This window comes from Pseudomonas palmensis, from assembly GCF_049942755.1.
In the GTDB taxonomy this organism is placed as follows: domain Bacteria; phylum Pseudomonadota; class Gammaproteobacteria; order Pseudomonadales; family Pseudomonadaceae; genus Aquipseudomonas; species Aquipseudomonas palmensis.
This window is the reverse complement of record NZ_CP187958.1, coordinates 3,085,035-3,098,648: the sequence shown is the minus strand read 5'-3', so window position 1 is coordinate 3,098,648 and position 13,614 is coordinate 3,085,035. Positions and strand designations below refer to the sequence as shown.

The 13,614-nt window shown below is 64.7% G+C and carries 10 protein-coding genes; 9 read left to right on the top strand and 1 reads right to left on the bottom strand.

Going from position 1 to position 13,614, the window contains the following annotated elements; all coding sequences use genetic code 11:
- The first annotated feature begins 260 nt into the window (after positions 1 to 260).
- The 9 genes from ACPRTJ_RS14235 to ACPRTJ_RS14195 all read left to right on the top strand — a co-directional run bounded on the left by ACPRTJ_RS14235 (position 261) and on the right by ACPRTJ_RS14195 (position 12,886).
- Positions 261 to 1,646 (top strand): polynucleotide adenylyltransferase PcnB, encoded by a 1,386-nt coding sequence (locus ACPRTJ_RS14235; RefSeq protein WP_043863806.1) that lies wholly within the window; start codon positions 261 to 263, stop codon positions 1,644 to 1,646.
- 6 nt (positions 1,647 to 1,652) lie between these two features.
- The gene (folK, locus tag ACPRTJ_RS14230; RefSeq protein WP_104571929.1) at positions 1,653 to 2,129 is read left to right on the top strand and encodes a 2-amino-4-hydroxy-6-hydroxymethyldihydropteridine diphosphokinase; all 477 of its coding nucleotides are present in this window, start codon (positions 1,653 to 1,655) and stop codon (positions 2,127 to 2,129) included.
- Between the two features lie 250 nt (positions 2,130 to 2,379).
- On the top strand, positions 2,380 to 3,180 hold the full coding sequence (panB, locus tag ACPRTJ_RS14225; RefSeq protein WP_426427043.1) for a 3-methyl-2-oxobutanoate hydroxymethyltransferase: 801 nt from the start codon (positions 2,380 to 2,382) through the stop codon (positions 3,178 to 3,180).
- Positions 3,177 to 4,034 carry a pantoate--beta-alanine ligase gene (panC, locus tag ACPRTJ_RS14220; protein ID WP_123753470.1) on the top strand — a complete coding sequence of 286 codons (858 nt, stop codon included), beginning with the start codon at positions 3,177 to 3,179 and terminating at the stop codon, positions 4,032 to 4,034. Before panB ends, panC begins: the two co-directional genes overlap by 4 nt.
- Positions 4,035 to 4,137: 103 nt before the next feature.
- Entirely contained in the window at positions 4,138 to 5,802 is a 1,665-nt protein-coding gene (pgi, locus tag ACPRTJ_RS14215; protein ID WP_426427042.1) for a glucose-6-phosphate isomerase, read from the top strand.
- 132 nt (positions 5,803 to 5,934) lie between these two features.
- Complete coding sequence (gene acs, locus ACPRTJ_RS14210) at positions 5,935 to 7,869, top strand: acetate--CoA ligase (RefSeq protein WP_426427041.1); 1,935 nt, start codon at positions 5,935 to 5,937, stop codon at positions 7,867 to 7,869.
- A gap of 33 nt (positions 7,870 to 7,902) precedes the next feature.
- Positions 7,903 to 8,772 carry an oxygenase MpaB family protein gene (locus tag ACPRTJ_RS14205; RefSeq protein WP_058540550.1) on the top strand — a complete coding sequence of 290 codons (870 nt, stop codon included), beginning with the start codon at positions 7,903 to 7,905 and terminating at the stop codon, positions 8,770 to 8,772.
- A 59-nt stretch (positions 8,773 to 8,831) separates the two neighbouring features.
- The gene (locus tag ACPRTJ_RS14200; protein ID WP_426427040.1) at positions 8,832 to 9,848 is read left to right on the top strand and encodes a class I SAM-dependent rRNA methyltransferase; all 1,017 of its coding nucleotides are present in this window, start codon (positions 8,832 to 8,834) and stop codon (positions 9,846 to 9,848) included.
- A 101-nt stretch (positions 9,849 to 9,949) separates the two neighbouring features.
- The gene (locus ACPRTJ_RS14195) at positions 9,950 to 12,886 is read left to right on the top strand and encodes a DUF748 domain-containing protein (protein WP_210014087.1); all 2,937 of its coding nucleotides are present in this window, start codon (positions 9,950 to 9,952) and stop codon (positions 12,884 to 12,886) included.
- 137 nt (positions 12,887 to 13,023) lie between these two features.
- Here the strand turns inward: ACPRTJ_RS14195 and ACPRTJ_RS14190 are convergent, their stop codons facing one another.
- Positions 13,024 to 13,377, bottom strand: a complete 354-nt coding sequence (locus ACPRTJ_RS14190) for a BON domain-containing protein (protein WP_043863815.1) — start codon at positions 13,375 to 13,377, stop codon at positions 13,024 to 13,026.
- Between the last annotated feature and the right edge of the window lie 237 nt (positions 13,378 to 13,614).

Sequence of the window (13,614 nt, the reverse complement as noted above, 5' to 3'; positions counted from 1 at the left end):
CTTGACTCCCGGTTAGGGAGAACACCCACAAGCCTTGCGGTTTTGTGGGTAGGGCACTCAACAAAAACAAGAAGCCCGGCAAAAGAACAATAAGAGCATGCAACTACTTCTTGGGGAGCTTCGGCTCCCCTTGTAGTTTCCGGCTTTCAGCCCGCCCGATGCACCCGCCTACACCATCCTTCGAGTAAATGCTAGAATCCCCGCCCATCATGCGGCCATTCTTCGTTTTTGGCCGAACATTCCTTCAAACAGTGCATCCCATGCTGAAGAAGTTGTTCCAGTCATTCCGTCCTACCGTGCGTGGCCAGCACCACATTCGCACCACGCCCGAAGTGATCAATAGCGGCCAGCATTCACTGCAACGTGGCCAGTTCAGCCGCCACGCGGTGAACATCGTCGAGCGCCTGCAGAACGCAGGCTACCAGGCCTACCTGGTCGGCGGTTGCGTTCGCGATCAACTCCTGGGCATTACCCCCAAGGACTTCGACGTCGCCACCAGTGCCACCCCCGAACAGGTCCGTGCAGAGTTTCGCAACGCCCGGATCATCGGCCGGCGGTTCAAGCTGGTGCATATCCATTTCGGTCGCGAAATCATCGAAGTCGCCACCTTCCGCGCCAACCATCCCGAGGTCGAGGAAGAGAACAGCCACACCTCTTCACGCAACGAGAGCGGGCGCATCCTGCGTGACAATGTATACGGCACCCTGGAAGAAGACGCGCAGCGCCGCGACTTCACCATCAATGCCCTGTACTACGATCCGGTCAGCGAGCGCATTCTCGATTACGCCAACGGCGTGCACGATATCCGCAACCGTCTGATCCGCCTGATCGGCGACCCTGTGCAGCGCTACCAGGAAGACCCGGTACGTATGCTGCGGGCCGTGCGCTTCGCGGCCAAGCTCAACTTCGGTATCGAAAAGCACACCGTGCAGCCGATCCGCGAGCTGGCCCCGATGCTGCGTGAAATCCCTGCCGCACGCCTGTTCGAAGAAACCCTGAAGCTGTTCCTGTCCGGCTATGCGGCCGACACCTTCGAGATGCTGGTCGACCTGCAACTGTTCGACCCGCTGTTTCCGGCCAGTGCCCAGGCGCTGGAAGACCAGCCGACCTACACCCACACCCTGATCAGCCAGGCGCTGATCAACACCGACCTGCGCATCAAGCAAGGCAAGCCGGTCACCCCGGCCTTCCTGTTCGCCGCCATGCTCTGGCCGGCGCTGCCAGGGCGTGCCCTGCGCCTGCAGAGCCGCGGCATGCCGCCGATCCCGGCCCTGCAGGAAGCCGCCCACGAGCTGATCGCCGAACAGTGCCAGCGCATTGCGATCCCCAAGCGCTTCACGATGCCGATCCGCGAGATCTGGGACATGCAGGAGCGCCTGCCACGGCGCAGCGGCAAACGTGCCGACCTGCTGCTGGACAACCCGCGTTTTCGCGCCGGCTACGACTTCCTGCTGCTGCGCGAGAGCGCGGGCGAGGAAACCGACGGCCTGGGCCAATGGTGGACCGACTACCAGGACTGCAACGACAGCGAGCGCCGCGACATGATCCGTGACCTGGGCAGCCGCGACGACGGCGCAGGCGCGGGCCCGCGCAAACGCAAGCGCAGCCCGAGCAAGCGCAAGCGCGCCGACGGCGCAGGCGAGTAACGCCGCATGGTGCGTGCCTACATCGGCCTGGGCAGCAACCTGGCCGACCCGCAACAGCAACTGCGCAGCGCCCTCGAGGCGCTGGGCCGGTTGCCGGGTTCGCAACTGGCCGGTGTGTCGTCGTTCTACGCCAGCGACTCGCTGTCGCCTGGCCAGCCGCGCTACACCAACGCGGTTGCGGCGCTCGATACTTCGCTGGCGCCGCTGGCGCTGCTCGATGCCCTGCAGGCCATCGAGGCCGACCAGGGCCGCGAACGCAAGGAACGCTGGGGCCCACGCACCCTGGACCTGGATATCCTGCTGTATGCCGATCAGGTGCTCGACGAGCCGCGCCTGAAGGTTCCCCACTATCACATGCACGCACGCCCGTTCGTGCTGTACCCCCTGGCAGAGCTGGTGCCCGGCGACTTCTGCCTGCCCGACCAGCGCCCCCTCGCGCGATTGCTGGCAGAATGCCCGTTCGTTGGCCTCGAGCGCCTGTAACCGGGCGCTCCCCCACGCGGTAACGCCCGTAACAGCGCCTTCGTAACAATGCGGTAACAGGGTAATTGACTTCAGTCTTCGTGCTCACGACTATAGGCGTCCCGCAGCGCCCTGGCGCCGCATAAGGCGTATATAGGCCTGGAACAGGGTTGTACTCCAAACACCACAATCGATGATGTGCTGTTCCAGTAGATGAATACACGCGTTGTACGCAGTCGTTTTTCACAGCGCCTGAACGAGGATTCCTTTCATGCCAGAAGTAACCCTGACCACCCTGCAAGGCCTCAAGGCCAAGGGCGAGAAAATAACCATGCTGACCTGCTATGACGCGACCTTTGCCAAGGTGGCGAGTCAGGCCGGCGTGGAAATATTGCTGGTGGGTGACTCCCTGGGCATGGTCCTGCAGGGCCATGACAGCACCTTGCCGGTGACCAACGCCGAAATGGCCTACCACACCGCCTGCGTCAAGCGCGGCAACCAGGGTGCGCTGATTCTGGCCGACCTGCCCTTCATGGCCTGCGCCACCACCGAGCAGGCCTTCGCCAATGCCGGCGCACTGATGCAGGCCGGCGCGCACATGGTCAAGGTCGAGGGCGCCGCCTGGCTGGCCGAGACCATTCGCCTGCTGGCCGAACGCGGCGTGCCGGTGTGTGCGCACATGGGCCTCACGCCACAGACCGTGAACATCCTGGGCGGCTACAAGGTCCAGGGCCGCCAGGAGAACCAGGCACGGCAGATGCGCGCCGACGCCATCGCCCTGGAGCAGGCCGGCGCAGCCATGCTGCTGCTCGAATGCGTGCCCAGCGAGCTGGCGGCGGAAATCACCCAGGCCGTGACCATCCCGGTCATCGGTATCGGTGCCGGCAGCGCCACCGATGGCCAGGTACTGGTGATGCACGACATGCTCGGCCTGTCGCTCAGCGGCCGCGTGCCCAAGTTCGTGAAGAACTTCATGCTCGGCCAGCCCGACATTACCGGTGCTTTCGGTGCCTACGTGCAAGCCGTCAAGGGCGTGACCTTCCCCGGCACCGAACATGGGTTCAGCGCATGAATACCGTCAAGACCATCCTTGAACTGCGCGCTGCGGTCGCCCGCGCACGCAGCGAGGGCAAGCGCATCGGCTTCGTGCCCACCATGGGCAACCTGCACAGCGGGCATGCCGCGCTGGTGACCAAGGCCGCGCAGCGGGCCGATTTCGTGGTGGCGAGCATCTTCGTCAACCCGCTGCAGTTCGGCGCCAACGAAGACCTCGACAAGTACCCGCGCACCCTCGCCGCCGACCAGGAAAAACTCCTGCAGGCCGGCTGCCACCTGCTGTTCACCCCCAACGTCGAAGAAATGTACCCCGACGGCATGGCGTCCCAGACCCTGGTCAGCGTGCCGCACCTGTCCGAAGGGCTGTGTGGCGCCAGCCGCCCTGGGCACTTCGAGGGTGTTGCCACGGTGGTCAGCAAGCTGTTCAACATGGTCCAGCCCGACCTGGCCGTGTTCGGCCAGAAGGACTTCCAGCAACTGGCGGTGATCCGCGCGCTGGTGCGCGACCTCAACCTGCCCATCCAGATCATCGGCGAACCGACCGTGCGCGCCGAGGACGGCCTGGCCCTGTCGTCGCGCAACGGTTACCTGACCGACGCACAACGTGCCACTGCGCCCACGATCTACCGCACCCTGAGCCGGATCGCCCAGGCAATCGGCCAGGGCCGCCGTGACTTCGAGGTGCTGATCGCCGAAGGTCGGCAACAACTGGTGGAGGCCGGCTTCAAGCCCGACTACCTGGAAATCCGTCAGGCGCTGAACCTGCGCCCGGCAGCGGCGCACGACCGCGACCTGGTGATTCTGGTGGCAGCGGTACTGGGCGCCACGCGCCTGATCGACAACCTGCACCTGAACCTCGACGAACAGTGACAACGCACCCGGCCGGGCTGCCGGGCAATTAACCTGCCACACTGGAAACGGGCCCGTCTTTCCAGTGTCAAAGGCAGTTCACGTACCAAGGAAACCTGCAGCGATGGCGTACTACCGCACCCCCCACGATGTCACTACGCTGCCCGCCTGGCAGGCGCTCCAGCAACACCGCAGCGCCATGCAGGGCTTCAGCATGCGCGATGCGTTCAACGCCAACCCGCAGCGCTTCGAGCAGCTCAGCCTGAGCAGCTGCGGGCTGTTTCTGGACTATTCGAAAAACCTCATCGACCACCAGACCCGCGACCTGCTGGTGGGGCTGGCCAACGAAGTGGGCCTGCAGGACGCGATCAAGTCGCTGTTCGCCGGCGAAATCGTCAACGCCTCCGAAGGCCGCCCGGCCCTGCATACCGCGCTGCGGCGCCCGGTGGGCGACAAACTGAGCGTCAATGGCGTGAACATCATGCCCGACGTGCACAAGGTGCTGAATCAGGTCACCGAGCTGGTGGGACGCATCCACGACGGCCTGTGGCGCGGCTATAGCGAAAAGCCGATCACCGACGTGGTCAACATCGGCATCGGCGGCTCGTTCCTCGGCCCGGAGCTGGTCTCCGAGGCCCTGCTGCCCTACGCCCAGCGCGGCGTGCGCTGCCACTACCTGGCCAATATCGACGGCAGCGAATTCCACGAGCTGTCGGCCAAGCTGCGTGCCGAGACCACGCTGTTCATCGTGTCGTCCAAATCCTTCAATACCCTGGAAACCCTGAAGAACGCCCAGGCGGCTCGGGTCTGGTACCTGGCCCAGGGTGGTTCGGAAGCCGAGCTGTACAAGCACTTCATCGCCGTATCGAGCAACAAGGCCGCTGCGGTGGCCTTCGGTATCCGTGAAGAGAACATCTTCCCGATGTGGGACTGGGTAGGCGGACGCTATTCGCTGTGGTCGGCCATCGGCCTGCCGATCGCCCTGGCCATCGGCACCGCCAACTTCAAGGAGCTGCTGTCGGGTGCCTATACCATGGACCAGCACTTCCAGACCGCACCGTTCGAGCAGAACATGCCGGTGCTGCTGGCCTTGCTGGGCGTGTGGTATGGCAACTTCTGGGGCGCCCAGAGCCACGCGATCCTGCCGTACGACCATTACCTGCGCAACATCACCAAGCACCTGCAGCAACTGGACATGGAGTCCAACGGCAAGAGCGTGCGCCAGGACGGCACCCCGGTCGACCACGACACCGGGCCGGTGATCTGGGGCGGCGTGGGCTGCAACGGCCAGCATGCCTATCACCAGTTGCTGCACCAGGGCACCCAGCTGATCCCGGCCGACTTCATCGTGCCGGTGGTGAGCTTCAACCCGGTGGCCGACCACCACCAGTGGCTGTACGCCAACTGCCTGTCCCAGAGCCAGGCGTTGATGCTCGGCAAGACCCGCGCCGAGGCCGAGGCCGAGCTGCGCGACAAGGGCATGGCCGAAGCCGAGGTGCAGCGCCTGGCGCCGCACAAGGTGATCCCGGGCAACCGTCCGAGCAACACCCTGGTGGTCGAGCGCATCAGCCCGCGGCGCCTGGGCGCGCTGGTGGCGATGTACGAGCACAAGGTGTTCGTGCAGAGCGTGGTGTGGGGCATCAATGCCTTCGACCAGTGGGGTGTGGAGCTGGGCAAGGAACTGGGCAAGGGCGTGTACCAGCGCCTGACCGGCGGTATCGAAGAGCCGGCCGAAGATGCCTCGACCCAGGGCCTGATCAACTACTTCCGCGGGCGTCACCGGGGCTAAGGGCTACACTGTCGGGATGTTGTTATCCCCATCGCGGGCCAAGTCCGCTCCCACAGGTACGATGCACACCTCGTGGGAGCGGGCTTGGCCCGCGATGGGAGCGACACCTATCCAACAGGAAAGGGCCCCCCAATGTTCGATATCAGCGACTACCCCGAAGCCGATGCCGTCAGCAAGGCGGCACAACTCTCCCAGGCCGACTACCAGCGCCTGTATCGCCAGTCCGTAGACGATCCCGACACCTTCTGGGCCGAACAAGCCAGGCGCCTGGACTGGATCAGCCCCTGGTCGGCTGTTCAGCAGAGCGATCTGCGCACGGGCCAGGCAACCTGGTTCAAGGATGCCAAGCTCAACGTCAGCTACAACTGCCTGGACCGCCACCTGGCTCAGCGCGGCGACCAGCCGGCGATCATCTGGGAAGGCGACGACCCGCAGCAGTCCACCACCCTCACCTACCGCCAGGTTCATCAGCAGGTGTGCCGCCTGGCCAACGTGCTCAGGCAGCGCGGGGTGAAAAAGGGCGATCGGGTGTGCATCTACATGCCGATGATTCCCGAAGCTGCCTTCGCCATGCTGGCCTGTACCCGCATCGGCGCGATTCACTCGGTGGTGTTCGGCGGCTTTTCCCCCGACGCCCTGCGCGACCGCATCCTCGACGCCGACTGCCGCACGGTGATTACCGCCGACGAAGGCGTGCGCGGCGCCAGGAGCATTGGCCTGAAAAACAACGTCGACAAGGCCCTGCAAAGCTGCCCGGACGTCAGCAGCGTGGTGGTGGTACGCCGCACCGGCGGCCCGGTGGACTGGAACGAAGCCCGCGACCTCTGGTACCACGAGGCAATCAGCCAGGTGGGCGACGACTGCCCGCCCGAGCCGATGGATGCGGAAGACCCGCTGTTCATCCTCTACACCTCCGGCAGCACCGGCAAGCCCAAGGGCGTGCTGCACACCACCGCCGGCTACCTGCTGCAGGCCGCCCTGACCTTCAAGGTGGTGTTCGACTACCGCGACGGCGAGGTGTTCTGGTGCACCGCCGATGTCGGCTGGGTAACCGGCCACAGCTACATCGTCTACGGCCCGCTCGCCAACGGCGCCACCACCCTGATGTTCGAAGGCGTGCCCAACTACCCCAATGCCTCGCGCTTCTGGCAGGTGGTCGACAAGCACCAGGTGAACATCTTCTATACCGCCCCCACCGCTCTGCGGGCACTGATGCGCGAAGGTTCGGCGCCGCTCGACGGTACCTCGCGCAAGAGCCTGCGCCTGCTGGGCAGCGTGGGCGAGCCGATCAACCCGGAAGCCTGGGAATGGTACTTCGAGAAGGTCGGTGAGAAGCGCTGCCCGATCGTCGACACCTGGTGGCAGACCGAGACCGGCGGCATCATGCTCAGCCCGCTGGTCAGCGCCCGCCACATCAAGCCCGGTTGCGCCACCCGTCCGCTGTTCGGCGTGCAGCCGGTGCTGCTGGACGACAAGGGCGCGCTGATCGAGGGCCCCGGCAGCGGGCTGCTGGCGATCAAGGCCAGTTGGCCGGGGCAGATCCGCAGCGTATACGGCGATCATCAGCGCATGATCGACACCTACTTCAAACCCCTGCCGGGCTACTACTTCACCGGCGACGGCGCGCGCCGCGATGTCGATGGCGACCTGTGGATAACCGGGCGCATCGACGACGTGATCAACGTGTCCGGGCACCGCATCGGCACTGCCGAGGTGGAAAGTGCCCTGGTGCTGCACGACAGCATCGCCGAAGCCGCCGTGGTCGGGTACCCTCACGACCTGAAGGGCCAGGGCATCTATGCCTTCGTCACACCCATGAACGGCGTGACCCCGGACGACCACCTCAAGCAGGCACTGCTGGCGCTGGTCAGCAAGGAGATCGGCAGCTTTGCCAAACCCGAGCTGATCCAGTGGGCGCCAGCACTGCCCAAGACCCGCTCGGGCAAGATCATGCGCCGCATCCTGCGCAAGATCGCCTGCAACGAGCTGGACAACCTGGGCGACACCTCGACCCTGGCCGACCCAAGCGTGGTCCAAGGCCTGATCGACAAACGCCTGAATCAATGAACGGCACCGCGGCGACGGTGCCTCAAGGTACCCATGGAAGCGCTACGCCGCCGTATCGAAACACAGTTGCTGAGCCTCACGGGCCTGGCCCTGGGCCAACTCGACCTCGAACAGCCCAAGGGCGACCCCGGGCTGTTCGGCCCGCGCAGCATCAGCTGGCAGGTGCACGGGGATTTCCCCAGCATGCTCATCGGCGGTATCAGCGCCTTGCTGCTGCAGGTGCTGCACCCGCTGGCCCTGGCCGGGGTGTGGGACCACTCCAGCTTTCGCCAGGACATCATCGGCCGCCTGCGCCGCACCAGCCAGTTCATCTCCGGCACCACCTTCGGCTCCACCCGCGACGCCGAATGGCTTATCGACAAGGTACGCACCATTCACCTGCAGGTGGTGGGGACCGCGGCCGATGGCCGCCCGTATGCCGCCAGTGACCCGGACCTGCTGACCTGGGTGCACGTGGCCGAAGTCAGCAGCTTCATGGCCGCGCACCTGCGCTACCGCAACCCGCACCTCTCGCTGGCCGACCAGGACGCCTACTACGCCGAGATCGCCCTGGTGGCCGAACGCCTGGGGGCTCGCAACGTGCCGCGTTCGCGCCAGGCGGTGGCGCACTACCTGCAAGCCATGCGTCCGCAACTGGTATGCGACGAGCGCAGCCGCGAAGTGGTGCGTGTGTTGCTGGAGGCCCCGGCGCCGAGCCGCCTGGCCAAACCGGTGGCCAACCTGATGATGCAGGCTGGGATCAACCTGCTGCCCGATTGGGCCGGCGAACTGCTCGAGCGCACGCCGCACCCGCTCAAGCGGCGGCTGGTAGGCCTGGGCATCGACAGCACGGCGCCGGTGCTGCGCTGGGCCATGCGCGACAGTTCGCTGCACCGGGCCAGGCGGCGAGTGGGCTGCGCCTGAACAGGTGCAAGGCACCCACCTGCTGTTAAACTGCACGCCCGCAAACCAAGGCTACGTGCATGTCCTCCTTGAATCAGGCGCTGCGCGCCGCCCTCGACGCCCGCCAGCAGCTTCTAAGTGAGCTGCACGCCCAGGGCACCGACTGTTACCGGCTGTTCCACGGCAGCCAGGAAGGCGCGGGCGGACTGACCGTCGACCGCTATGGCCCGCAGTTGCTGGTACAGAGCTTTCACCACACCCTCGAGCGCGATGCCCTGCTGGACCTGCATGGGCACATCGAGCGCGAACTGGGCCTGCCACTGCTGCTGGTGTACAACGACCGCTCCCAGGGCAACAGCCGCATCGACCGGCGCGACCCGGTCTACCAGCCCAGCGAGGCCGCGCTGGCCGACCTGGTCGGTCACGAGTGGGGCCTGAACTACCGCGTGCGCGGTCGCCATGCCGGCCAGGACCCGCTGTTGTTTCTGGACCTGCGCAATGCCCGTGGCTGGGTCAAGCAACACAGTGCCGGCAAACGCGTGCTCAACCTGTTCGCCTATACCTGCGGGGTAGGCCTGAGCGCTGCCGCCGGAGGTGCCAGCGCGGTGTGCAACCTGGATTTCGCCGAAGGCAACCTGGCCGTTGGCCGCGAGAACGGCGCACTCAACCCGCAACTGGCGCCCATGGAGTTCATCCAGTCCGACTACTTTCCGGCCATTCGCCAGCTGGCAGGCCTGCCGGTCAGCCAGCGTCGCGGGCACAAGCTGCCGGCCTACCCGCGCCTGGAGCCGCGCGAGTTCGACCTGGTACTGCTCGACCCGCCTGCCTGGGCCAAGAGCGCGTTCGGCACCGTCGACCTGCTGCGTGATTACCAGAGCCTGCTCAAGCCCGCCCTGCTGAGCACGGCCGAAGGCGGCGTGCTGATCTGCTGCAACAACCTGGCCAAGGTCGGCCTCGACGACTGGCGCGAGCAGGTGCTGCGTTGCGCACAGAAGATCGGCCGCCCGGTGCGGGAATGGCAGGTGCTCAAGCCGGCAGACGACTTCCCGTCACTGGACGGACAGGCGCCCCTGAAGTGCTTGATCCTGCAGCTGTAAGTGGAAAAAACCGCAGGTAGTCCGGTATTTCGGACTACCTTCGGAACCGAATTAACGTGCCATACTCCAAGCACTCCCGCTCTAGACAGACGACGCCGCACATGCCCAAAGGATTGAAACGCGCCCTCGGCGCCTTGTTGGCCGGCCTGGCCCTGTACAGCCTCCTCGGTTTCCTGATCCTGCCTGGCGTAGCCTTGCGCATCGCCAATCAGCAGTTGGCCAGTTACGCCACCGTGCCGGCGCACATCCAGCGTATCGAGCTCAATCCGTTCAGCCTCGAGCTGACGCTATGGGGCTTGCAGATCGGCGAGACCGGCAAGGAGCAGGTCGGCTTCGAACGCCTCTACGCCAACCTGCAGCTCGACAGCCTGTGGTCCGGTGCCCTGCACCTGGCAGCCGTCGAGCTGGACAAGCCGCGCACCGAGCTGCTGTTCGCCAAGGACGGCAGCCTGAACCTGACCCAACTGTTCAAGCTGCCGCCCAGCGAGCCCAAGGCCGAGACGCCGGCAAGCGAACCGTTCCCGCTGCGCATCGGCAGCATCAAGCTGAGCGAGGGCTACCTGCACTTCCAGGACCTGCGCCCGAGCGAGCCGATCGAATTCCTCTACGACTCGATGAACCTGGAGCTGAAGAACCTCAGCACCCTGCCCGACGACAATGCCGACATGACCCTGGTGGCCGCCGGGCCAGAGGGCGGGCGCATCGACTGGGCGGGCACCATCAGCCTGGTACCGATCGCCTCCGAAGGCACCCTCAAGGTCACCGACGGCAAGATGAAGGTGTGGTGGCCGTACGTGCGCGACGCGCTGCCGCTGGTGCTGGAAGACGGCGTGCTCAACCTGGACACCCATTACAAGCTCAACCTGTCGAAGGAAACCGAGCTGCTGCTGGACAACGCCTCGCTCAGCATCGCCCCCTTCGCGATCAAGGCCCCGGACGGTCGCCCGTTGGCCCGCCTGGCCCGACTGGACGTGAGTGAAACCACGGTCGACCTGGCCAAACAGCTGGTCACGGTCGGCAAGATCCGCAGTGAAAAGCTGGAAACCTGGGCGGCCCTGGAAGCCGACGGCCAGCTCGACTGGCAAAAACTCTTCGCCAGCCAGCCTGCCAAGGCCACCCCCAAGGAAAAGGCCGAGCCGGCCACTGCCGGGCCCGCGCCGCAGGAAGCCAGCGCCAAGGCCGCTCCCGGCAAGCCGTGGCAGGTGCTGCTGCGCGACGTGCAACTGCGCAACTACCAGGTTCATCTGGCCGATCGCTCGCAGAAAGAAGCGGTGGCGCTGGATGTCGGCCCGCTCAACCTCGACCTGCAGAACTTCGACAGCCTCAACAAGAGCCCCTTCACCCTCAAGCTCGACAGCGGCGTCGGCCGCCAGGGCAAGCTGCAGGCATCGGGTGAGGTCAACCTGGCACCGGTCAGCGCCCGGCTCAAGGTCAGCACACAGGACATCGACCTGCGGGTAGCCCAGGCCTACATCAGCCCGTTCATTCGCCTGGAGCTGCGCAGCGGCATGCTCGGCAGCGACCTGAACGTGGACCTGAAGAACACCGCCCCGCTGGCGTTCAGCGTCACCGGCAAGGCGCAGGTCAATCAGTTGCATACCCTGGACACCATCAAGGGCCGTGACTTCGTCAAATGGCAGCAACTGAACGTGGACGGCCTGGACTATCGCCACGGCGATGCGCTGAGCATTGCCAAGGTGACCCTGCAGCAGCCCTATGCCCGCTTCATGATCAACGAAGACCGCACCACCAGCGTGGATGACCTGCTGATTCCGCAGCCGGCCAACGGCGCCGCCAAGCCCCAGGGCAAGCGCACGGCCAGCAATGAAAAGCCCCTGGGTATCCGTATCGGTGGCATCGACATCAACGATGGCTCGGCCAACTTCGCCGACTTCAGCCTGACACCCAACTTCGCCACCGCCATCCAGCAGCTGAACGGCCAGATCGGCACCATCGACAACCGCCAGCCACACCCGGCCAAGGTCGATATCAAGGGCAAGGTGGACCGTTATGCGCCCGTCACCATCAAGGGCGCGCTCAACCCGTTCGACCCGATGGCCAGCCTGGACATCGCCACCAGCTTCAAGCGTGTCGAGCTGACGACCCTGACGCCGTATTCGGGCAAGTTCGCCGGCTACCGGATTCGCAAGGGCCGCCTGAACCTGGACCTGCATTACCTGATCACCAAGGGCCAGCTCAAGGCCGAGAACAAGGTGGTGGTCGAGCAGTTGCAACTGGGTGAGAAGGTCGACAGCCCCGACGCCGTCAACCTGCCGATTCGCCTGGCGATCGCGCTGCTCAAGGACACCGAGGGCAAGATCTCCATCGAGCTGCCGGTGTCGGGCGACCTCAACAACCCGCAGTTCAGCGTAATGCCGATTGTGTGGCAGACCCTGCGCAACCTGGTGCTGCGCGCCGCCCAGGCGCCGTTCAAGTTCATCGGCGGGCTGGTCAGTGGTGGCGGGTCCGAAGACCTGGGCACCGTGTCCTTCGCCCCCGGCTCAAGCGAGCTGAGCAGCGATGCCCAGGGCTCGCTGGACAAGCTGGCGGCAGCACTCAAGGAACGCCCTGCCCTGCGCCTGGAAATCGAAGGCACCAGCGCCCAGAGCAGCGACGGGCCACTGATTGCCGCACAGCGTCTGGATCGTGAGTACCAGAGCACCTACTACAAGATCCTTCAGCGTCGCGGCGACAAGGTGCCGGCACAGGCCTCGCAACTGCAGGTGCCCGATGGCGACAAGCCGGCCATGCTCGAGGGCATCTACCGTACCCGTCTCAAGCAGCAGCCACCGGCCGAGTGGGAGCAGCTGGACCGTGCACAGCGTACTGCCAAGCTGCAGGAAGCGGTGATCAAGTCATGGGCCGAGAGCACCGTGCTGCTGCGTCAGCTCGGTCAGGCACGCGCCAGCAGCATCAAGGACTACCTGGTCGACAAGGGTCAGTTGCAAGACGACCGGGTGTACTTCATCGACGCCACGCTGGGCCAGGCCGAAGCGGATGGCCGGGTGATCTCGCCCCTGCACCTGGACGCCGAGTAGGGCTGGCGGGGAGCACCGGCACCAGGCCAGTGTTCCAGCGCACAAAGAAAAGCCCCGGCTGACTGCGCCGGGGCTTTAGGGTTGGCCACCTCCGTGTGGCCTTTCGCATGAACCGTCAGGATCAGCGAGCGAAACGCTTACTCAGCTTTCAGGCCATCAGCCGAAACGGCTTTCACGCCCTTGATTTTCTTGGCGATGTTCACCGCAGTGGTTTTCTGCGCTTCGGTGATCGCGGTGGTCGAGGACAGGGAAACCACACCTTTGTTGGTTTCGACCTTGATGTCGGTACCCGGGATGCCTTTCTCGGTGACCAGGTCGGCTTTGACCTTGGTGGTGATCCAGGTATCGGAAGTTTCTTCTTTGGCCTTGGTCATTTCACCAGCAGCCAGCATCATCGGTGCTTGCGATGCAGGTTGGGCTGCAAAGGCGGCGTTAGCCATGGTCAGGGTCAGCGCGGTGGCAGTAGCAGCAGCAATAGCGAACTTCTTCATACGAGACACTCCTGTTTTTCGAAAGGTCTGCGCCGTCATTCCTGGCAGCAGGTAACAGGGATATTGCAGAAGCTGTGCCAACCCGAATAAAAAATAAAACCTTTAAAAATCAATAGCTTAAAAATCACCAAAAAATAGCTCATCGTGCACATTGCATGCTTTGCAATGGATGCGCGTGCAAGTTGCATGTTCACAAAATACCGCCGCACCCATGCCCGGGAATCCAACGGGCGTTGC

Bases quoted from the DNA above. Each gene is read 5' to 3' on its own strand.
- ACPRTJ_RS14205 (WP_058540550.1), top strand. From the start codon at position 7,903: ATGGAAGCGCTACGCCGCCGTATCGAAACACAGTTGCTGAGCCTCACG.
- acs (WP_426427041.1), top strand. From the start codon at position 5,935: ATGTTCGATATCAGCGACTACCCCGAAGCCGATGCCGTCAGCAAGGCG.
- panC (WP_123753470.1), top strand. From the start codon at position 3,177: ATGAATACCGTCAAGACCATCCTTGAACTGCGCGCTGCGGTCGCCCGC.
- ACPRTJ_RS14190 (WP_043863815.1), bottom strand. From the start codon at position 13,377: ATGAAGAAGTTCGCTATTGCTGCTGCTACTGCCACCGCGCTGACCCTG.
- folK (WP_104571929.1), top strand. From the start codon at position 1,653: ATGGTGCGTGCCTACATCGGCCTGGGCAGCAACCTGGCCGACCCGCAA.
- ACPRTJ_RS14235 (WP_043863806.1), top strand. From the start codon at position 261: ATGCTGAAGAAGTTGTTCCAGTCATTCCGTCCTACCGTGCGTGGCCAG.
- ACPRTJ_RS14200 (WP_426427040.1), top strand. From the start codon at position 8,832: ATGTCCTCCTTGAATCAGGCGCTGCGCGCCGCCCTCGACGCCCGCCAG.
- pgi (WP_426427042.1), top strand. From the start codon at position 4,138: ATGGCGTACTACCGCACCCCCCACGATGTCACTACGCTGCCCGCCTGG.
- ACPRTJ_RS14195 (WP_210014087.1), top strand. From the start codon at position 9,950: ATGCCCAAAGGATTGAAACGCGCCCTCGGCGCCTTGTTGGCCGGCCTG.
- panB (WP_426427043.1), top strand. From the start codon at position 2,380: ATGCCAGAAGTAACCCTGACCACCCTGCAAGGCCTCAAGGCCAAGGGC.